The organism is Catenulispora subtropica (assembly GCF_039531675.1).
Lineage (GTDB): Bacteria > Actinomycetota > Actinomycetes > Streptomycetales > Catenulisporaceae > Catenulispora > Catenulispora subtropica.
Map to the genome: position 1 here is coordinate 45,799 of NZ_BAAAQM010000022.1, position 18,974 is coordinate 64,772.

Annotated in this window: 15 protein-coding genes; all 15 read right to left on the reverse strand. The window is 73.7% G+C overall.

Annotation, left to right across the window (positions count from 1 at the left end; translation table 11 throughout):
- Positions 1 to 2 precede the first annotated feature (2 nt).
- Positions 3 to 785, reverse strand: coding sequence for a PIG-L deacetylase family protein (locus tag ABD466_RS20045; RefSeq protein ID WP_344658630.1), 783 nt, complete (start codon positions 783 to 785; stop codon positions 3 to 5).
- A 35-nt stretch (positions 786 to 820) separates the two neighbouring features.
- Positions 821 to 1,654, reverse strand: a complete 834-nt coding sequence (locus ABD466_RS20050) for an enoyl-CoA hydratase/isomerase family protein (RefSeq protein WP_344658631.1) — start codon at positions 1,652 to 1,654, stop codon at positions 821 to 823.
- 46 nt (positions 1,655 to 1,700) lie between these two features.
- Complete coding sequence (locus ABD466_RS20055) at positions 1,701 to 4,133, reverse strand: transketolase-like TK C-terminal-containing protein (protein WP_344658632.1); 2,433 nt, start codon at positions 4,131 to 4,133, stop codon at positions 1,701 to 1,703.
- Positions 4,134 to 4,191: 58 nt separating this feature from the next.
- Positions 4,192 to 5,010, reverse strand: a complete 819-nt coding sequence (locus ABD466_RS20060) for a rhomboid-like protein (RefSeq protein ID WP_344658633.1) — start codon at positions 5,008 to 5,010, stop codon at positions 4,192 to 4,194.
- Positions 5,011 to 5,182: 172 nt separating this feature from the next.
- Positions 5,183 to 6,247: a chaplin gene (locus ABD466_RS20065; RefSeq protein ID WP_344658634.1), complete on the reverse strand. Its 1,065-nt coding sequence runs from the start codon at positions 6,245 to 6,247 to the stop codon at positions 5,183 to 5,185.
- A gap of 198 nt (positions 6,248 to 6,445) precedes the next feature.
- A complete protein-coding gene (locus ABD466_RS20070) occupies positions 6,446 to 6,634 on the reverse strand; it encodes a chaplin (protein WP_344658717.1) in 189 nt (62 codons plus the stop codon).
- Positions 6,635 to 6,999: 365 nt separating this feature from the next.
- The gene (locus ABD466_RS20075) at positions 7,000 to 7,416 is read right to left on the reverse strand and encodes an acyl-CoA thioesterase (protein ID WP_344658635.1); all 417 of its coding nucleotides are present in this window, start codon (positions 7,414 to 7,416) and stop codon (positions 7,000 to 7,002) included.
- A 78-nt stretch (positions 7,417 to 7,494) separates the two neighbouring features.
- Entirely contained in the window at positions 7,495 to 7,833 is a 339-nt protein-coding gene (locus ABD466_RS20080) for an NIPSNAP family protein (RefSeq protein WP_344658636.1), read from the reverse strand.
- Entirely contained in the window at positions 7,830 to 9,509 is a 1,680-nt protein-coding gene (locus ABD466_RS20085; protein ID WP_344658637.1) for a peptide-N4-asparagine amidase, read from the reverse strand. The genes ABD466_RS20080 and ABD466_RS20085 overlap by 4 nt, the downstream gene beginning before the upstream one ends.
- Before the next feature lie 120 nt (positions 9,510 to 9,629).
- Positions 9,630 to 10,862 carry an MFS transporter gene (locus ABD466_RS20090; protein ID WP_344658638.1) on the reverse strand — a complete coding sequence of 411 codons (1,233 nt, stop codon included), beginning with the start codon at positions 10,860 to 10,862 and terminating at the stop codon, positions 9,630 to 9,632.
- Between the two features lie 263 nt (positions 10,863 to 11,125).
- Positions 11,126 to 12,016, reverse strand: a complete 891-nt coding sequence (locus ABD466_RS20095) for a tetratricopeptide repeat protein (RefSeq protein WP_344658639.1) — start codon at positions 12,014 to 12,016, stop codon at positions 11,126 to 11,128.
- Between the two features lie 177 nt (positions 12,017 to 12,193).
- Positions 12,194 to 15,610, reverse strand: coding sequence for an error-prone DNA polymerase (locus ABD466_RS20100; protein ID WP_344658640.1), 3,417 nt, complete (start codon positions 15,608 to 15,610; stop codon positions 12,194 to 12,196).
- A 19-nt stretch (positions 15,611 to 15,629) separates the two neighbouring features.
- Positions 15,630 to 17,207 (reverse strand): DNA polymerase Y family protein, encoded by a 1,578-nt coding sequence (locus tag ABD466_RS20105; protein ID WP_344658641.1) that lies wholly within the window; start codon positions 17,205 to 17,207, stop codon positions 15,630 to 15,632.
- 69 nt (positions 17,208 to 17,276) lie between these two features.
- The gene (locus tag ABD466_RS20110) at positions 17,277 to 18,224 is read right to left on the reverse strand and encodes a hypothetical protein (protein ID WP_344658642.1); all 948 of its coding nucleotides are present in this window, start codon (positions 18,222 to 18,224) and stop codon (positions 17,277 to 17,279) included.
- A gap of 125 nt (positions 18,225 to 18,349) precedes the next feature.
- Positions 18,350 to 18,925, reverse strand: coding sequence for a DUF6368 family protein (locus ABD466_RS20115; RefSeq protein ID WP_344658643.1), 576 nt, complete (start codon positions 18,923 to 18,925; stop codon positions 18,350 to 18,352).
- Positions 18,926 to 18,974: the final 49 nt, after the last annotated feature.

Here is an 18,974-nt window from a genome sequence, read left to right on the forward strand (position 1 = left end):
CTCTACTCGGGCGGTTGCTCCTGGCGGCCGGGACGCACGGCGCGCTCGACGAACCACTCGCGGCCGGCGAGCGCGGCGTAGAGCGGCACGGGCAGGCTGATCATGATGCGGTGCAGCCGGCTGCCGCGGCGGCCGCCCATCTGGGTCTGGTGCCGCGCGAGCGCGGTCCGCTTGGCGGCGGCGTAGCGGCGGACGTCGACACGATGGGTGATGCTGGCGCGCGGGCTGCCGAACCATGAGGAATCGGAGAAATCGTAGCGTCGCAGGACCCCGACGGCTTGCAGCGCCTTCCCCAGCCGCACGGCCGGCTCCCGCGGCACGGTCGCCTCCAGCACCCGCACCCCGGTCAGCTCGGCGGCGCGCGCCCCGACCTCGTGGACGCGGATGTGGTCGCGGTGGCCGTAGCCGCCGTTGGGGTCGTAGCTGAGCAGCAGGTCGGCGTCCTCTTCGCGGATGACGGCGGCGAGGCGCCCGGCGGCTTCCTCCAGCGGCGCCCGGACGAAGCGCACGCGGTCCGGCGGGTCGGGGAAGAGCAGCGGGCCGTGGCCGCTGTCGGCGTAGCCGAGGTGCACGACGCGTGCGACGCCGAGGACCCCGGCGCTGGCCCGCAGCTCGTCCAGCCGTACCGTCCCCCCGGGTTCGCGCGCGTCGCCCATCACTCCGTCGCAGGCCACGACGACGACGGTGCGATGGCCCTCCGCGGCGAGGCGGGCGAGGGTGCCGCCGGTGACGAGGACTTCGTCGTCGGGGTGGGCGTGGAAGGCGATGACGGTTTTGGCGGTCATGCCGGGAGGACGTCGAGGGAGCCGGCGGCGGTTCCTCACTTGCCCTCGAACTCCGCCGCGCGGCGTTCCGCCTTCGCCGCGTAGCCGAGCGGCGCGTCCTCGGAGATGAACGTCGTCGCGGCGAACAGGGCCGCCTGGTTCATCGCCTCGGTCAGGCCACGGTCGGCGAAGGCGTCCACGGACCGTTTGATCGCCTGCACCGCCAACGGGGCGTTCGCCGCGATCTCGGCGGCCAGCGCGTAGGCGGTCGGCAGCAGTTCCTCCGGCGGCGTCACCTCCTGCACCACGCCGATCCGCGCCGCCGTCGCCGCGTCGATGCGGCGGCCGGTCAGCGCCAGCAGCTTCGCCCAGCCGCTGCCGGCGTCGCGGGCCAGGCGCATCTCGCCGCCGGCGTCGACCGCCATCCCGATCTGCGCCTCCGGCAGCGCGAACACCGCGTCGGCCGAGGCCACCCGCAGGTCGCACATCAGCGCCAGCTCGAAGCCGAAACCCAGGCAGTAGCCGTGGACCGCGGCGATGATCGGCTGCGGCAGCGCGGCGAAGGCGCGGAACTGCTCGTGCACCCAGCGCAGCCCCTCGGCGAAGTTGCGCGCCCGCTCCGCGGCCGACCGGCCGGTGATCCGGTCCTCGGGCAGCCCGAGGTCCACGCCCGCGCAGAAGGCCCGACCGGTCCCCCGCACGACCAGCACCCGGATCCGTTCGTCGAAACGGATCCGGGGTGCCAGCCGGGCCAGCTGGCGCGAGGCCTCCCAGCTCCAGGCGTTGAGTTTCTCCGGACGGTCCAGGACCAGGGTGGCGACGCCGTCGTCGCCGACCTCCAGCCGCAGCTGCCACTCCGCCTCGGCCACCGCCGGCCCGGTCCGGAACATCCCGCCCCCCAATCTGACGCTTCGTCAGATTATTGGGCCCGGGACGCTACAAAGCCAGAGCCGCCAGCGCCGCGTTGACGATCGCCCCCGGCACCAGGTCGTGCTGCGCGTACAGGTCCGCGACCGTGCCGGACTGCCCGAAGGAGTCCACGCCCAGCGGCACCGCCGGCACCCCGACCGCCGACCCCAGCCAGGCCATCGCGTGCGAGGCCGCGTCGTGCACCGTCACGATCGGCGCGCGCCCCGGGAACAGCTCCTTGAGGATCGAGGGCCGCCGCGGCCCGGAGGCGCTGCGGTAGTCCTGCTGCAGCGCGCGCCGCCACCCGGTGTAGAGCCGGTCCAGCGAGGTCACGTCGACCACGTGCGCGGCCACGCCCTCGTCGGCCAGCTCCGCGGCGGCGGCGAGCACCTCCGGCATCACGGCCCCGGAGGCGGCCAGGTGCACCACCGGCGCCCCGGCGTTCTCCAGCTCGGAGGCGACGTGCAGCCGGTAGCCGCCGGCCAGCACCTGCTCGCGCAGCCGCTCCTCCCCCACGCGGGCCAGCGCCGCCTCGAACGGCGCCTGGTCCAGCGGCCGCGTGGTCAGCCGCAGGTACGCCGACGATCCGGCCTCCCCGCGCCCCATCCGCGCCAGCGCGTCGCAGAGCACCCAGTCCAGGGTCCGGGTGTACGCGGGCTCGGAGAACACCACGTTCGGCAGCTCCAGGCCGATCGAGGCGGTGATCGTCGACTGGTGCGCGCCGCCCTCGGGAGCCAGCGTGACGCCGGAGGGCGTGCCGGCGATCAGGAACCGGGCGCCGGAGTAGGTGCCGTAGATGAAGGCGTCCAGCCCGCGGCAGACGAAGGGGTCGTACACCGTCCCGATCGGCAGCAGCGGCTGGTCCGAAAGGTCCCAGGTCAGGCCGAGCTGGCCGAGCAGCAGGAACAGGTTCATCTCGGAGATGCCGAGCTCGATGTGCTGGCCGGACGGGGACTCGTTCCAGCGCACCGGGGAGTCGGCGGCGGTGTAGTTCTGCACCTCCTGCGGGGCGAACACGCCGAACTTGTTGATGAACCCGGCCAGGTTCGTCGAGGTCGCCACGTCCGGGGCGGTGGTCACCAGGTGCCGCGCCACCTCCGGGGTGCGCGCCAGCCCGGACACCAGGCGCCCGAACGCCTCCTGGGTGGAGGTCGCCTTGTTCGGGGAGCGGGTCTCGACCTGGGCCGGCACCGGGATCGGCGCGTGCGCGGTGGGCTGCGGCCGCTTCAGGACCGCGGCGCGCGCGGCCACCAGGCGGCCGGCGGCGGTGTCCGGGTCGATCCGGTCCCACTCGCCGGCCTCGGTCAGGCCGTGCGCGGCCCGCAGTTCGGCGATCTGCTCGGTGCTCAGCAGCGCCGAGTGGTTGCGCGGGTTGCCGGCGATCGGCAGGCCCCAGCCCTTGACGGTGTACGCGAACACCACCGACGGCCGGTCGGCCACGCGGTCGCACTCGGCGTAGGCGGCCAGCATCGCCTCCAGGTCGTGGCCGCCGAGGTCGGTGAGCAGCGCGCCGAGGTCGTCGTCCGGGACCACCGCCAGCACCGAGCCGACCTCGGCCGGGGCGCCCTCCAGGAACCGGGTGCGCAGCTCGGCGCCGCCGAGGCCGAACAGCGACTGGTAACGCTCGTTCGACATGCCGTCGATCCACGCCTTCAGCGCCGCGCCTCCGGGCCGGGCGAACACCGCCTGCAGCCGGCGGCCGTACTTGACCTCGACGACGTGCCAGCCGGCGGCCTCGAACTGCAGCCGCAGCTGGCCCTCGCGGATCCCGGGCACCACGCGGTCCAGGGACTGGCGGTTGAAGTCGACGATCCACATGACCTCGCCGAGGCCGGTGCACGCCGGGTCGGCGATGGCCTCCCAGACGTTGCCCTCATCCAGTTCGGCGTCGCCGAGCAGCGCGACGAAGCGGGAGCGGGGCCGGGCGCCGAAGTGGGCGTCGACGTACCGGCGCGCGGCGGCGGCGAACAGGGGCGCGGCCGGGCCCAGGCCCACCGAGCCGGTGGAGAAGTCGACGCGGTCGGGGTCCTTGGTGCGGCTCGGGTAGGACTGCAGGCCGCCGAAGGCGCGCAGCTGGGTGAGGTAGGAGCGGTCCAGTTCGCCGAGCAGGTACTGGATGGCGTGGAACACCGGCGAGGCGTGCGGCTTGACCGACACCTTGTCGTCCGGGCCCAGGTGGCTGAAGTAGAGCGCGGTCATCGCGGTGACCAGCGAGGCCGAGGAGGCCTGGTGGCCGCCGACCTTGACGCCGTCGCCGGTGGCGCGGTCGTGGTTGGCGGCGTCGACGATCCGGGTGGCCAGCCACAGGACCCGGCGCTGGATCTCGTCGAGGGCTGCGGTGTCGGCGGTGTCGGAGGTGTCGGCGGTGGTGCGGACTGCGGTGCCGACGGCGTCGTCGGCGGAGGTCGGCGCGCCGGTGGGCGCGCTGGTCGGGTCGGTCGTGAAGTCGGCGGCGGGCATGGCGCATCCCTCGCGGTTCAGGGGCGGACGTCGTTGTCGCGCGCCGGGCTCTGCGGGGTCACCGCGCCAGGCTCGTGGTCTCATTATCGGCTGAGTCCCCGGCCCCGGAAAACGCCGAGGTCGCGGCCGGGATCTTGATCCACGGATCGAGGCGGTGCCGCCGGGCCCGGTCGGTCCTGGTCAGCGGGTACAGCAGTAGGCCGATGGCGAAGGCGACCAGGTGTCCCAGCGAGGTGTAGTCGACCGCGGCGTCGAAGTCGGTGAGCGAGGCCTGGTACAGCAGGTAGGCCAGCAGCAGCGCCCACACCGAGAGCCGGAACGGCCAGCGCAGCCGGTAGGCCAGCAGCGCCGCGCAGCAGTAGGCGCCGTAGCTGATGCCGACGTCGATGGTGCGCGCGTAGACCCGGTCCTGCTCCGGGGTGATCAGCACCGTCTCCTCGATCCACAGCGCGATCAGCACGGTGGCCCCGATGTGCCCGGCCAGGAACGCCAGCACCGTGCGCCAGGTGCCGAGCCAGCGCTCCAGCGGCGCCAGGTAGATCACCGCGGTGAAGGTCATGAACAGCAGCTCGTCGACGTCGGTCCAGATCGCCGAGCCGAACAGCACGGTCAGCGGCTCGTGCTTGAGGTGGGCCAGCGTCGTGGAGTGGGTGAGCAGCACGGCGTCGCGCAGCCGGGGCGACAGGCCGATGAGCATCCAGGCGTGCACCGCGACCAGCAGCCACAGCACGGTGGTGAACGGGGCCAGCCGGGCCCATTCCTTGAGCCAGGCCCAGGCCCTGCGGGCGTGGTCGCTGGCCCAGCCGTTCGTGCGCAGGAGATACACGACCAGCAACGCAGCCGGGATGGCGGCGAGCTCGATCCAGCCGGTCCTCAATGCGCTCTCCTGTCGGTGTCCCGCTCTTCTGTATGCCCACGACTGTGTGGTCATTCTCTGAGGAAGCGATGAAATACGCCTGGCGAGAGTGAGACGAGTGGACGTGGATCCGGACATGACGACGCCGGGGCGTGGACCGAAGGTTCGGATCCACGCCCCGGCCGGGGAGAGCTCAGTGAGAGCTCTCCGGCTTGAACTTGCGGTACAGGAACGCGCCGCCGCCGATCAGCGCCGCACCGACCGGGGCCAGCATCAGCCCGTCCGCGCCGGTGTGGGCCAGCGCGCCGGTCGCACCGGGCGGCGGCGTCTGGCTGCCGAGGCTGCCGGGGGTCTCGCCGCCGGGGATGCGCGGCTTGGTGCCGCCGGGCCAGTTCGGGCCGGGAGGCGGGGTGGTGGGCGGCGTCGACGGGGGCGGCGCGGCGACGGCGCCGCCGTGGTTCGCGCACCCGTTGTGCAGCGCCGAGTCGCCGACGCCGACCACGTCGACGCTGTCCCCGCAGACGTTGACCGGGATGTCGATCGGGATCTGGATGCTGTTGCCGGACAGGATCCCCGGCGAGCCGCCCGCGGTGGTGCCCTGGCCCGAGCCGCCGATCGCCACGGCGCCGCCGTGGTTGGCGCAGTGGTTGTGCGCGGCGGTGTTGCCGACGCCGACGACGTCGACCGTGTCGCCGCAGACGTTGACCGGGATGTGCACGGGGACCTGCACGTTGTTCCCGGACAGGATGCCGGGCGAGCCGCCGGCGCTCCCGGTCCCCGAGCCGCCGGTCGCGGTGGCGCCGCCGTGGTTGGCGCAATGGTTGTGCGCGGCCGTGTTCCCGACGCCGACGACGTCGACGCTGTCGCCGCACGCGTTGACCGGGATGTCGACCGGGACCTGCACGTTGTTGCCGGACAGGATGCCCGGGGAGCCGTGCGCGCCGCCGGTGGCGGTCGTGCCGCCGGCCGCGGTGGAGCCGGCGTCGGCGGGAGCGCCGCCGGTGTTCGAGCACCCGTTGTGGGCGGCCGGGTTCAGCAGGCCCACCACGTTCGCCGTCACGCCGCAGACGTTGATCGGGATGTCGACCGGGATCTGGACGCTGTTGCCCGAGAGGATCCCGGGCGAGCCGCCGGCGGTGCCGGAGGCCCCGGAGCCCGGGCCGGCCGCGTCGGCGTGCGCGAACCCGAGTCCGCCGCCGGCGAGCAGCCCGCCGGTGGTGAGCCCGAACGCGATCCGCCGCTTCACTTGCGATTGCATGAAAGCCCCTGCCTTGTTCCGCCTGTCGATTTGTCAGACGAGCCGATTGACCTATCCGGCTAACGAGGGCTCCGGCGGGAGGTTTTTCCGCCCAAACCCGGAATCGTTCGTACGAGTGAAAGCCGGGAAGAAGGGGGCGGCCCCGAGAACCCGCCAGGGATCCTCGGAACCGCCCCGGAAGCGCGGCCGCGCCGGGCGTCAGTCCTCGTTCTCGCAGTGGTTGCCGAGAGCCTGGTCCAGGATGCCGATGATGTTCACGGTGTCGCCGCAGACGTTCAGCGGGATGTGCACCGGGATCTGCACGTTGTTGCCCGACACCACCCCGGGAGAGTCCTGCGCGGAGCCGTGGGCGGTCGAATCGGCACTGGCCATACCGGCCCCGGCCATCACCAGACCACCGGTGGTCGCGACGAGCGCGGCGATCTTCTTGGTGTTCAGCACTGGTAGTTCCTCCTGTGTAGCGGCGGCACCGATCACGTGCCGCTCGTCCGGAGAAACGACGAGTGCTCGCCGGGCGAAACGCTCCAGCCGCCCCGATCAACCGATCTAGTGAAGGTACGACCTCGGAACTGTCGGGTTCCCGCGCTGGTCGGCGAGGGTTCGGAGGCGGGTGGTCCGCTCAGCGACACGAGGACGTCGGATCAGAACCTCATCGCCGCGGCGACCAGTCCGGAGCGCCCGGCAGGGCGAGCTCGGCCTCGTGCGCGGTGGGCACGAACTCGCCGACGCCCTCCGGGCAGGCAGCGGACCCGTCAGAGCCCCAGCGCCGCCGGGTCGGTCGCGACCGCCGCCAGCGCCGCGGCCGGGTCCGGCACCAGCTTGCGCGCCTTCAGGTCGAGCACGCCGCCGACCAGCACGATCTCGGCGCAGACCGTGCCGTCCTTCTTGATGATCTGCTGCTTGAACTGGAACACCTTGCCCTGGCTCCAGCCGGGCTCGCAGGTGACGTCGACTTCATCGCCGCCGCGCAGCTCGCGGAAGTACTTGATGTTCACTTCCAGCACCACCGGGCCGATGCCGCTCGCGACCAGCTCGTTCTGCTGGATGCCGGCCGCCCGCAGCAGCTCCCAGCGGGCGTGCTCCGAGTACTGGAGGTAGACGGCCTGGTTGAGGTGGCCCTGGGTGTCGAGTTCGTAGCCGCGGACGGTGACCGGGACCGAGAAGACCATGGTCGTCTCCTTGTTGTGCCGAAGGAAGGTTCAGGGGCGGCCCTGAGGGCCGCCCCTGACATGTTACCCATCGGTAGCTTAGAAGGGCTTCCGGAGCCCCTCGACCACCGCGACCGGCACGTCCAGCGCGATCGAGTGGTACTGCTCGATCGGCCCCACGATCGCCTCCCGCGGCCCGTTCAGCCACGCGTCGGAGGCGTAGAACGCGTCCTCCTGCTCGGCCAGCTGGTCCAGCGAGGCGAAGGCCCGCATCAGCACCGCCTCCTCGTTCCCGTCCTCGGCGTACAGCGACGGCCCGGCCGCCACCACGTCGATGCCCGCCTTCAGCAGCAGGGGGATCGTTTCCTCGGCCATCGCGCGCAGGAACTCCTCGCGCGTGCCGGGGCGCAGGCGGTAAGTGCGGATCTCGAGAATCATCGGCATCCCGTCGTCAGGTCTTGAGTCACGTAACCGTGGTCGGCGGCGATGAAGTGCCCGTAGCACCTCCCCCCGTCGACGCCGACGTACCGCTCCGAGTCGGAGCCGTCCGCCGCCACGACAACTCCGGCGTCCCGCTCCAGAGTTCCCCACGCCCGCACCGCGTCGTCGACCCTGGACAGGGCCTTGAAGGCGTCGCCGTGGTCGGCCCGCGTCGTGGCCAGGTGCCGCGCCACGCTCACCTGCCCGGTGACCGTGTACGAGTCCGACGTCGCGCCGGGCACGAAGGTGCTCTTCGCGTCGATCGGGTAGGACCAGCTGTCGTGCCGCACCTGGCGGTGCCCGAGGCCCGGCCCGTCGGTCGTGGTGGTCTCGGTCCAGCCCGCGTCACGCTGCGAGGTGGTCTGCACCGTGCCGGCCGAGGCGACGTCGTCGGAGTTCGAGTAGTCGCTGTGGCGCACCACGCGGGTGTAGACGCGGCCGTGCGAGGTGTCGACGTAGCCCGCGACCGCCCAGTCCCGGCTGAGCGAGGCGGTGATCAGGTCGCTGCCGTCGGCCTGCGCGGCGACGTTGTAGGCGACCGCCGGGGACGGCGTGACCGTGTCCTCGGTGACGGCGCCGGACGTCTGCGCCGAACCGCGGTCGGTGTCCACGAACAGACTGCCGTCCATCAGCCACGTGTCGGTGATCCCGGACGGCGGCACCAGCGTCACGGTATGCGGCGCGCCGTCGGCCAGGACACCGGCGAACGGCGTCAGGTCGATCTCGTAGGGCTGCGTCCGGAAGGCGTCGACGCTCGGGATCGGCCGCCACATGAGAGGGCTGATACCGCCGGTGTAGATCACCGGGAACGGCTGCGCGGTCCCGGCGGGTTTGCCGTCGACCAGCACCCCGACCTCGCGGTACGTCCCACCGGCGCACAACCCGTAGTCTGGATGCGCCGCGGCGTAGGAGTCCGGCACGTTCGAGTACCAGAACTCCTCGCACCCGCCGCCCCGCGCGTACACCTGCATCCGCGCGTCGACGGTGTTGCGCGGCAGCGTCACGCTGGCACCGGCCGTCTGCCCGTCGGTCAGGCCCCACCAGCCCGGCGCCGACGTGCTCTGCGACACCGGCACCACCACGTCGCTGTGCGCCGCCTCCGGGTTGTGTTCGTCGGCCTGGTAGTACGTCACGGTCATCGTCATGTGGTAGATGCCGGTGTACGTACCGTTGACGATGTTCCCGAGGTCGACGACCAGCGGCTGAGGCGTCCGCAGCAACGGTGTGTAGGCCGACAGGTCCTGGTCGACGTGCCAGCTGATCCCCGCCGGATCCGGCTCCGGCGTACTCGTGCGGAACACCTCCGCCCCGCCGATCCACACCCCGGCCAACCGGTCGTACTGCCGCCCGGCCACACTCCCCGACCAGTCCAGCACCACCTTCGACCACGGCCCCGGACAGTCCTTCGGCGGGGTCAGCGTCCCGACGAACGGCTGCCCGTAACTGTTCGCGAAGTCGTGCCGCATCGCCGTCACGACACAGCTGTGCGTCGCCGGCCGCGCGATCGACGGCAGCGCCGTCACCGGATCCTGATAGTTGATCTCAACCGTCGGACCGGCCGCCGCGGCGGTACCCGCGAGCGTCCCGGCCACGAACATCGCCGCGGCAGCGGCTAGAGCGAGGGGTCTCCACATGGCTGACACCCTGGACCGAGATCAACCCCCGCACAAGGGCCCGGCGGGACTAAAGAACTAAAGCGCTGGAGTCGCCAGCGATCCGGCCAGCGCCAGGCCACACCTGAGCCCGCGGCCGGCTCACTCGTCCGAAACGCCGCCCAGCCGCAGGGCCTCCTCGATCTGGCCGAGCATGGCCGCAGGCAGCGTCCGGTCCTCGGCCAGGAACCGGCGTCCGGCCAGCTGGATCAGCACCGCGGCGCCCACGCCGGCCACCGCCGTCACCGCCGCCGTGCCCAGTCCCGCGTGGTCCACCACGAACCCGGTGATCGCCGAGCCGGTCGCCGCCCCCACGCTGAACAGCGTGATCAGCCACGCGAACGCCTCGGTGGCGGTCCCGGCCGGCGCCAGCTCCCCGGTGAGCATGAACAGCACCGTCAGCGACGGCGCGAAGCACAGTCCGGACGCCACCATGACCGCCACCATCAGCGGCGGCGCGGGCACGAACAGCAGCAGCGCGTACGACAGCCCGAGCCCGAGCCGCAGCGCCAGCAGCTGGTTCGGACCCGAGCCGCGCCACCGGCGCGCGCCGTAGGCCAGCGCCCCGAGCAGCGAGCCGAAGGCGTTGATCGCCATCATGCTGCCGGCGCCGCCGGGGAACGGGTGGTGCTCGGCGTAGTCGACCAGGAACACGTTCAGCGTGCCGATCGCGACGCCGAGCCCGATCAGCGACGTCAGCAGCACCACCAGCCCGGGACTGCGCAGCGGCCCGAGCCAGTGCGCCTCGCGCGGCTCCGGGCGCCAGTGCCGCACCGGCCGCGCCGTGGCCACCACCAGCACGCCGACCGCCCCCAGCCCGGCTCCGAGCCACAGCGCCGCCGCCGGCGAGGCCCACGCCACGCACCCGGCCACCACCAGCGGCCCGGACACGAAGATCAGCTCCTGGGCGGCCGAGTCCAGCGCGTACGCCGACGGCAGCCGGTCGGTCGGCACCAGCGAGGGCCACAGGATGCGGATGCACGGCTCCAGCGGCGGCGCGGCGGCCCCGGCGAGGACGACGCCCACCAGCACCGCGGCCCGGTCGCCGGGCGCCGACGCGAGGATCACGAACCCGAGCCCGGAGGCCGCGGCCGCCGGGACCAGCACCGTGACCTGCCCGACCCGGTCCACGAGCCGCCCCAGCACCGGTCCCCCGACCGCGGCGGAGACCGCCAGCGCCCCGGAGGCCAGGCCGACGAAGCCGTAGTCCAGGCCGGAGCGGCGCAGCGCGAGCGGGATCATCAGGATCGACATGCCGCCGGGCAGCCGGCCGACGAGCGACCCGGCGAGGAGCCGCGTGATGAACGGGAGGCGGAGCAAAGCGAGATAGCCCAAGGGAGTTCTGACTTCCTTGTCGAAACGGCCGAACGAATCCTCTAGCCGCGTCCGGGGCAGGCGTCGCCTACGCCTGGCATGCTCTCACATCGGCGGGTAGGGAGCGCCAGCGGGTTTCAGGTGTGACCAGGCCGCGGTATGGCTTGCTGTGGCACGGCTTGCTCGCGGCACGGCGGTCGCGGCCGGGGCGCCGGGCACACTGGTACACCCTGGTACACACTGGTCGGAGCGGCGGCGCACTCCCCGCCTGAGATCTGCGGCTTCTACTCGCCCCCGCTGTCGGCCTTCGCATGGATCGCATGCCAGGCGCGCCCCGCGCCGCCGTCGGCCCATGCGTCGAGCACCGCGCGCGCCGACGGCTCGTCCGGCGCCGCCAGCAGCACGTCCCGCGTTCCGGCCACCGTCGTCCGGTCGGTCTCGATCGAGCCCTCGCTACAGCACTTGCAGTGGAAGGTGATGCTGTCCACCGGTTCCATGGCCAGGTCGCGGTCGGTGAACGCCTCGCTCAGGGCCCGCATGTCGGCCTCGTCCGGGGCCGTCACCTGCGCGCGCCAGGTCGCCGTCTCCGAGGGCTGCCACAGCGCCAGCTCGTCGAACACCGGGTAGGCGTGCTCGCCGACGCGGCGCTCGCCGTTCGGGGCGCCGTCGTGGACGACGATCTCGCCGAAGCGCCGGTCGGTGAACGGCACGGACAGCACCCGGCCGCGGGTGGGGCAGACCCGCTGCACCCACACCACCTCGGCCTCGCCGTCCGGGTCCAGACGCACGCAGGCGATGCCGAAGCCGTCCCGGATCTCGCCCTCGCCGGGCGCCAGGGTGATGCCGAACCTGGTCCAGGCGCGGCGCGCGGTGGCCCAGTCGCGGACCATCGTCGCGGCGATGCCGAGGTTCCAGTACGCGGGCTCGCCGGCGCCGTCCCCGGCCCGGGCGGCCGCCTGCTTGCCGAGCTCGTAGGCCTTGTCCCAGTTCCGCAGGAACTTGTGATAGAGCGCGACGTCGAACCAGAGTTCGGTGCTGAACTCGGTATCGGGGAACGCGTCCAGGAACTGCTCATAGCAGGCTGCCGCGACGGCCCAGTCGCGCGCCTCGGCCGCCGCCTCGCCGCGCTCCAGCAACGCCGTCGCCTCTTCGTGGGAAAGCCGCACCTCACCCATGAGCCACCCCATGATCCGTTCCGCCGAAGTGGTCAGCCTAGCGGGCAGGGCGCCCGGCGCAACCGGGACTTGCCCTGTCCTTTGCCCTCCCGTCGTAAACGACCGCGAAGGCTGCGAAGGCTGCGAGGACGCAGACCTCCGCCCCGCGCTGCTCGCCTCCTGATTCGGGCCGGATCCTCACCGGAAGTCCCGTGCCTTCCGTCCCACTCCCGCCCGCAGCGGCTCGATCCGGCCGGCGACCACGTTCACCGCCCCGTCGGTCCGTTCCAGCGTCCCGTGGATCAGCAGGGCGCCGTGCCCGAGCGCGACCCGGCGCTGTCGTTCCCACACCGGTGCCGGGCAGATCACGTTGATCAGCCCGGTCTCGTCCTCCAGGCCGAGGAAGCAGGTGCCGTGCGCGGTCGGGGGCCGCTGGCGGTGCGTGACGAGCCCGGCGACCCGGACCAGGCTGCGGTTGCGGGCGGTCTTCAGGTCCGCGGCCGGGAGCACGCCGCGCAGCGCCAGGCGGGCCCGCAGGTGTCCGATCGGGTGGTCCTCGGGGCTGGTCCCGGTGGCCCACAGGTCGGCCAGCGTGGTCTCCACCGGTGTCAGCGGGTCCAGGTCCGGGACCGTCACGCCGGGCGCCGTGCCCGGCAGGTGCCCGGCGGTGGTGCCGGCCAGCGCCCCGGCGGTCCACAACGCCTCGCGGCGGCCCAGTCCGAAGCAGCCGAACGCGCCGGCGGTGGCCAGTGCCTCCAGCGCCGGGCGGGACAGCCCGGTGCGCACGATGAAGTCCTCGAGTCCGGTGAACGGCCCGCCGGCCTCCCGCTCGGCGACCACCGCCTCGGCCGCGTCGTCGCCGAGGTCGCGCACGCTGGACAGGCCCTGCCGGATCGCCGGCTGCGGGATCGGCGAGGCGTGCTTGTGCCGCGGGCGGCGGGGCGTGCCGGCCGCGCCGGCCGCGGCGGCCGTATCAGCGCCCTCAGCGCCCTCAGCGCCCTCAGCGTCCTCAGCGTCCTCAGCGTCCTCCAAAGTGGCCTTCGCCCCCGACGCGTTCACATCCACCCGCCGGACCCGCACCCCGTGCCGTCGCACGTCGGTGATCAGCGAAGCCGGGCTGTAGAAACCCATCGGCTGGTTGTTCAGCAGCGCGGCGGTGAACGCGGCCGGGTAGTACCGCTTCAGATAGCAGCTGCACCACACGATGTACGCCATCGACACCGAGTGCGACTCGGGGAATCCGTACCCGGAGAACGCGTGCAGCTTGGTGTAGATGTCCTCGGCGACCTCCGGGGTGATGCCGCGCTCGGCCATCCCGGCCATCAGCCGCCCCTTCAGCTCGGCCATCCGCTCCGGCGAGCGCTTGGAGCCCATGGCCTGCCGCAGCCGGTCGGCCTCGGCGGCGCTGAACCCGGCCGCCGCGATCGCCATCTGCATGGCCTGCTCCTGGAACAGCACGACGCCCAGCGTCCGCCGCAGCACCGGCTCCAGGCTCTCGTGCGGGTAGGCGACCTCCTCGTCGCCGTTGCGGCGGCGCAGGTAGGGGTGCACCGCGCCGCCCTGGATCGGCCCGGGCCGGATCAGCGCCACCTCGACCACGAGGTCGTAGAAGCTGTTCGGCTTGAGCCGGGGCAGCGTCGACATCTGGGCCCGCGACTCGATCTGGAACACCCCGACCGTGTCGGCGTCCTGGATCATCGCGTAGACGGCCGCCGCCTCGGGGTCGCCGTCCTGCGGCAGTTCGTGCAGCCCCAGGCGGCGGCCGTGGTGCTCGGCGATCAGGTCCAGCGCGTCGTGGATGGCCCCGAGCATGCCCAGGCCCAGCAGGTCGAACTTGACCAGCCCGGCGGCCGCGCAGTCGTCCTTGTCCCACTGCAGCACGGTGCGGCCCTCGCGGCGGGCCCACTCGATCGGCACCACCTGGGCCAGCGGCCGGTCCACGATGACCATGCCGCCGTTGTGGATGCCCAGGTGCCGGGGGCGGCGCTGGAGCTGCCCGGCCAGTTCCAGCACCTGATCCGGGATCTCCTCGGAGCCGTCCGGTACGCCCTCGTGCGGCCCGACGGTGCCGGCCCAGGCGTCGACCGTGCCCGGGGAGTAGCCCAGCACGCGCGCCGAGTCGCGCAGCGCCAGCCGGGCCCGGTAGGTGATGACGTTGCAGACCATGGCGGCGCGGTCGCGGCCGTACTTCTCGTAGACGTGCTGGATCACGTCCTCGCGGCGGCCGGCCTCGATGTCGACGTCGATGTCCGGCGGCCCGTCCCGCACCGGGGACAGGAAGCGCTCGAAGACCAGGCCGTGCCGGACCGAGTCGACGCTGGTGATGCCCAGGGCGAAGCAGACCGCGCTGTTCGCGGCCGAACCGCGGCCCTGCGCCAGGATGCCCTTGGCCCGGCAGAACTCCGCGATGTCGTAGACGATGAGGAAGTAGCCGGGGAACTCCAGGTCCGCGATGACGTCGAGCTCGTACGCGATCTGCTTGTACGCCTCGGGATTCTCGTTCTCCGGCCCGTAGCGCAGCGCCGCGCCCTCGTAGGTCAGGTGCCTGAGCCAGCTGGCCTCGGTGTGGCCCGGCGGCACCGGGTAGTCCGGCAGCCGCGGTTTGACGGTGTCGAAGTCGAAGGCGTGGTCGGCGGCCAGGTCGGCGCTGAAGGTGACGGCCGGGCCGAACTCGCGCTCGGGGAAGCGGGCCAGCATCTCGGCGCCGCTGCGCAGGTAGGCGGTGGGCGCGCCGGGCAGCCAGCCGTCCATCTCGGCCAGGGTGCGCCGGGCCCGCAGCGCGGCCAAGGCGGTGTGCAGGCGGTAGTCGGCCGGGCGGGCGTAGTGGACGTTGCCGGTGGCCACGGTCGGCAGCCCGTGCCGGGCCGCCAGCCGGGCCAGCAGGCGGTTGCGGGCGTCGTCCAGCGGCTGGTCGTGGTCGGTGAGCTCGACCACGACGTTCCCGCGGCCGAACCGGTCCATCAGCTTCCTGAGTTCGGCGTCGGCGGCCGCGGCGCCGGCCTCGGTGAGCCCGTGCCGCTCCAGCGCCTGGCGGACCGTGCCCTTGCGGCAGCCGGTGAGGATGGTCCAGTGGCCCCCGCCGTGCTCCCCGGCGGCGGCCGCGGCCAGGTCGTCGAGGTCGTACACCGGCCGCCCCTTCTCCTTCCCGGCCAGCTGCGCCTTGCCGATGGCCGCGGACAGCCGCCGGTAGCCCTCGGCCCGGCGGGCCAGCACCAGCAGGTGGCTGCCGGCCGGGTCGGCGGTCCCGGTGCGCGCCGCCGTCAGCTCCAGGGACAGCTCGGCGCCGAAGACCGTGGCCAGCTCGGGCGCCTGTTCCTGAACGGCCTGCTTGTACTGCATGGCGCCGGCGAAGCCGTCGTGATCGGTGACGGCCAGGCCGTGCAGGCCCAGGCGGGCGGCCTCGGCGACCAGTTCGGTGGGGCTGGAGGCGCCGTCGAGGAAGGAGAAGTGGGAGTGGGCGTGCAGCTCGGCGTAGCGGGGGTGCAGCTTGGCGGTGCGGCGCGGGCCGGCCGCCCCGGACGGTTCGGGGGCGGCCTGCTCGGCCTCGCCGTAGCGGCCCCAGGTGAGGCGCTTCTCCAGCTCCCGCCACGGGATGACCGGGTTGAAGGCGCCCATCAGCCGTCCGCCGTGCCCATCAGTCGTACACCGCCTCGACCAGCCAGGCGCCGTCCCGCACGGCCAGCAGCCAGGCGCGGCCGTCGTCGGTGACGACCTGGAAGCGGGCCTGCCGCACCGCCGCCGCGGGCTCCCACCAGCGCTCGGTCAGCGGCCAGGGCCCGGCCCAGGCCAGGATCCGCAGGCGCTCGCGGGTGCCGGGCAGCACGAGCTCGGCGGGCGGCGCGGAGACCCGCAGGCGCCCGGAGACGGTGACCGGGACGCCGTCGCGGTCGGCGACCTCGGCGGGGCGCGGACTGCGGGGCACATCGGCCGGCGCGGGGGCCGGGAGCGCGGCGGGCCAGGGCGCGGCCTCGGCCGGGTCCGGCGGGAGGTCGCCGTAGGGCGTGCGGACGCCCTGGTCGAGCGGGGTGCGGCCGCCCCGGCCGGCGGGGAGGGTGACGGCGTCGGGGCCGTACATGGCCTGCAGGCGTTCGGCGGCGCGGGCGATGCGGTCGGGCGCCTCGTCGGCGCCCCACAGCCCGGGCTGGACGCCGCGGGCCGGGATGAGGTGGTCGGGGATGAGGCGCAGGCGGGTGATGCCGTGGTCGGCACCCGCCTCAAGACCAGACTCCTGCTTCCCCTGGAGGGTGGTCTGCCAGCCGGACAGCTGCCACCGGACCCGTTCGGCCACCGCGGTGCTCGACAGCAGCCCCTCGTGCCGCCACAGCCGGTACGACACCTCGGGCTCGGCCCCGGCGCCGGCCGCGCCGTGGATCTCCACCGCCACCCGCACGCCCGCGACACCGGCCTGCGCGAGCACGGTGTGCAGCTCGTCGGCGAGCGCCTTGGCCGCGAACACGATCCGCTCCGAGCCGTCGGCCGGCGGGTCGAACACCGCCTCCACGGACAGGTCGGGGCCCTGTCGCAGCGGGGCCGGGGGCCGGGCGTCCAGGCCGCGCGCCAGCCGGTGCGCCGCCACCCCGTCCGCGCCGAACCGGCCGGCCACCGCGTCCGCCGGGAGCCCGGCCAGCCGGCCCAGCGTCGGCACGCCCAGCCGGCCCAGCGGCTCGACCAGCTCCGGCAGCTCCAGCACCGAGGTCGGGAACGGGGCCAGGAACTCCGCGGTCCGTCCCGGCACGACGCGGGTGTCGCTGCGCGCGGCCAGGGCGGCGGCGAACACCCCGTCGGCCACCCCGACGCCCGCGCCGACGCCGAGCTCCCCGATCCGGTCGCGGATGCCGCGCACGACCAGGTCCTCACCGCCGAAGTAGCGCGCCGGGGCGTCCAGCGGCAGCGCCGCCAGCCCCGGCCGCACCACCTCGAAGCGCGGCGTGTACTCGGCCAGCACGGCCAGCACCGGTTCGAAGGCGCGCGCCTCGGCGGCCTCGTCGCGGGCGTACAGCACCAGGCCCGGGGCCAGCCGCTGGGCGTCCCGCGTCCGCTGGCCGCGGCGCACCCCGTCGGCGCGCGCCGCGAAGGAGCAGGCGACGATCACGTTCTTGACGACCACGGCCGCCGCCGTGTCGGGGTCGGCGCCCACCGCCACCACCGGCCAGTCCGGGCACCACACGGCGAGCGCGCGGTCGGGGACGGCGGGGACGGCGGCGGCGGACATCGCGATGGCTCCTTTCCTGGGTGGTGCGGTTCGTCAGACTGCTCACAAGGCGGTTTCGGGGCCCGGCCGTCACGCGCTCCAGAGGCGCACGACCTCACCGCCTTCCCGGATCTCCGCCGACACGCCGAAGGGCTGCCGCCCGGCCGCGGACACGTCGCCGGTCTCCATGGCCTCGCCGGCCCATTCGCGCACCGCGCCGTCGGCGGCGGGCAGCCACAGCCGGGCGGTGCGCTCGCGACCGGCCGCGCCCCGGCCGTCTGCGGCAAGCGTGACGCGGCGTCCGGTCAGGTGCCCGGTGCCGGCGCCGAGGCCGGACCACGCCGCGTCGGTCAGGCGCAGGCGCAGGTCGGCGCCGGGCCACTCGCCGGCCACCACGAGCGCGGCGCCGCGCTGGCGGACGGTGCGCCGGATACGGGCGCCGATGCGCCGGACGTGCTCGCCGTTCGGGAGGCGCGGGGGACGCACCAGCAGCAGGTCCACCGCGCCGGCCAGCACCCCCACCGCCTCGGCCCAGCGGTCCCCGGGTTCGTCCACCATCAGGAAGCGGCCGAGGTCGGCGCCCATCCCCGCGGCCGCCGCGATGCCGAAGGCGGGCAGGCCGACCACGCCGCACCACGCTCCCCCGGCCGAGGCGCCGGCCGCGAGCGCCAGGGCCAGATAGCTCGGGGCCTCGCCCCAGGACCGCGTCCGGTCCTGCACCGCCACCACACCGCCGCGGCGGAGGACGCCGCCGGGCAGCACGCCGCGCAACGCCGGTAAGGCCGGCACGTCGGGGGCTTCGGCGTCTTCGGCGCCGCCGATTCTGCCGCCGACACTGACACCGACACCGATACCAACGCCGACACCGACACCGTCTTCGAGCAAGCCGCCACCGGCACTGCCACCGACGCCGACGCCGACGCCGCCCGCCGATCCCCCGAGCAGCACCCGCAACCGTGCGACCTCCGCCGCCCGCTCACGCTCCGAACGCCCCCGCGCCCCGCCCTCCTCGTCGAACACCTGCGCGATCATCGCCACGCGGCCATACTCGAAGTTTTGTTCGAACGTGTCAACCGGTGAGCAGGAGCTCCCCACATCGGAGCGCCGCGGCTACCTGTGGTGACGAATAATGCCTCTCAGCTGTGAGAGAAGTGACGCGAGTGTCAGAAGTGGCTCCTGGGGCGCCCGGCCCCCACCGCGTGATCCCCGAACCCCGGATCGGCCGCCCACGCCCGGAGGAACTCCGCGTTCCCGAACACCCGCGGCGACCCGTCCTCGACGGCGACGACGGCGGCCACCCCGGGCAGTCCCCGCACCCCGTCCACCAGCCGCGAGGACACCCTGATGTCGGCCAGTCCGCCGACCACTTCCTGCACCACCGCCCCGAGCTCGACGAGCAGCAACCGGTCGCTCAGCTCCCGACCCCGCGTCGCGATCACCACGTCGTGCGTCGGCGTGAACCCGATGACCGGCTCCAGATCGGGATCCCCGTCGTGCTCGGCCCGGAAGACCCCCTCGTCCCCGAACCCGGGCCCCGCGATGCTGACGGTGAAGAGCCGAGGCCCTCCGCCCTCCGGATCCGCCACCCCGAGCCGCCCCGGCTCGACCTCCACGTCGTACGATCCGGCCCGCGCCTCCTCGAAGCGCCCGCCGAGCCCCCTGAGCACCGTCCCGAGCTCCGCCAGCCGCTCCGCGGCCACCGGACCCGGCAGATCGATGATGATTAGTGACCCCATCATGCGGCCACGGTACCGCGAGTGAATAAGGGGGCAGAGAAACGACGGAGCG

Excerpts from the sequence above, each read along its gene's own strand:
- ABD466_RS20065 (WP_344658634.1), bottom strand. The coding sequence starts at position 6,247 with ATGCAATCGCAAGTGAAGCGGCGGATCGCGTTCGGGCTCACCACCGGC.
- ABD466_RS20045 (WP_344658630.1), bottom strand. The coding sequence starts at position 785 with ATGACCGCCAAAACCGTCATCGCCTTCCACGCCCACCCCGACGACGAA.
- ABD466_RS20070 (WP_344658717.1), bottom strand. The coding sequence starts at position 6,634 with ATGGCCGGGGCCGGTATGGCCAGTGCCGATTCGACCGCCCACGGCTCC.
- ABD466_RS20075 (WP_344658635.1), bottom strand. The coding sequence starts at position 7,416 with ATGGTCTTCTCGGTCCCGGTCACCGTCCGCGGCTACGAACTCGACACC.
- ABD466_RS20080 (WP_344658636.1), bottom strand. The coding sequence starts at position 7,833 with ATGATTCTCGAGATCCGCACTTACCGCCTGCGCCCCGGCACGCGCGAG.
- ABD466_RS20085 (WP_344658637.1), bottom strand. The coding sequence starts at position 9,509 with ATGTGGAGACCCCTCGCTCTAGCCGCTGCCGCGGCGATGTTCGTGGCC.
- ABD466_RS20105 (WP_344658641.1), bottom strand. The coding sequence starts at position 17,207 with ATGTCCGCCGCCGCCGTCCCCGCCGTCCCCGACCGCGCGCTCGCCGTG.
- ABD466_RS20050 (WP_344658631.1), bottom strand. The coding sequence starts at position 1,654 with ATGTTCCGGACCGGGCCGGCGGTGGCCGAGGCGGAGTGGCAGCTGCGG.
- ABD466_RS20095 (WP_344658639.1), bottom strand. The coding sequence starts at position 12,016 with ATGGGTGAGGTGCGGCTTTCCCACGAAGAGGCGACGGCGTTGCTGGAG.
- ABD466_RS20055 (WP_344658632.1), bottom strand. The coding sequence starts at position 4,133 with ATGCCCGCCGCCGACTTCACGACCGACCCGACCAGCGCGCCCACCGGC.
- ABD466_RS20100 (WP_344658640.1), bottom strand. The coding sequence starts at position 15,610 with ATGGGCGCCTTCAACCCGGTCATCCCGTGGCGGGAGCTGGAGAAGCGC.
- ABD466_RS20115 (WP_344658643.1), bottom strand. The coding sequence starts at position 18,925 with ATGATGGGGTCACTAATCATCATCGATCTGCCGGGTCCGGTGGCCGCG.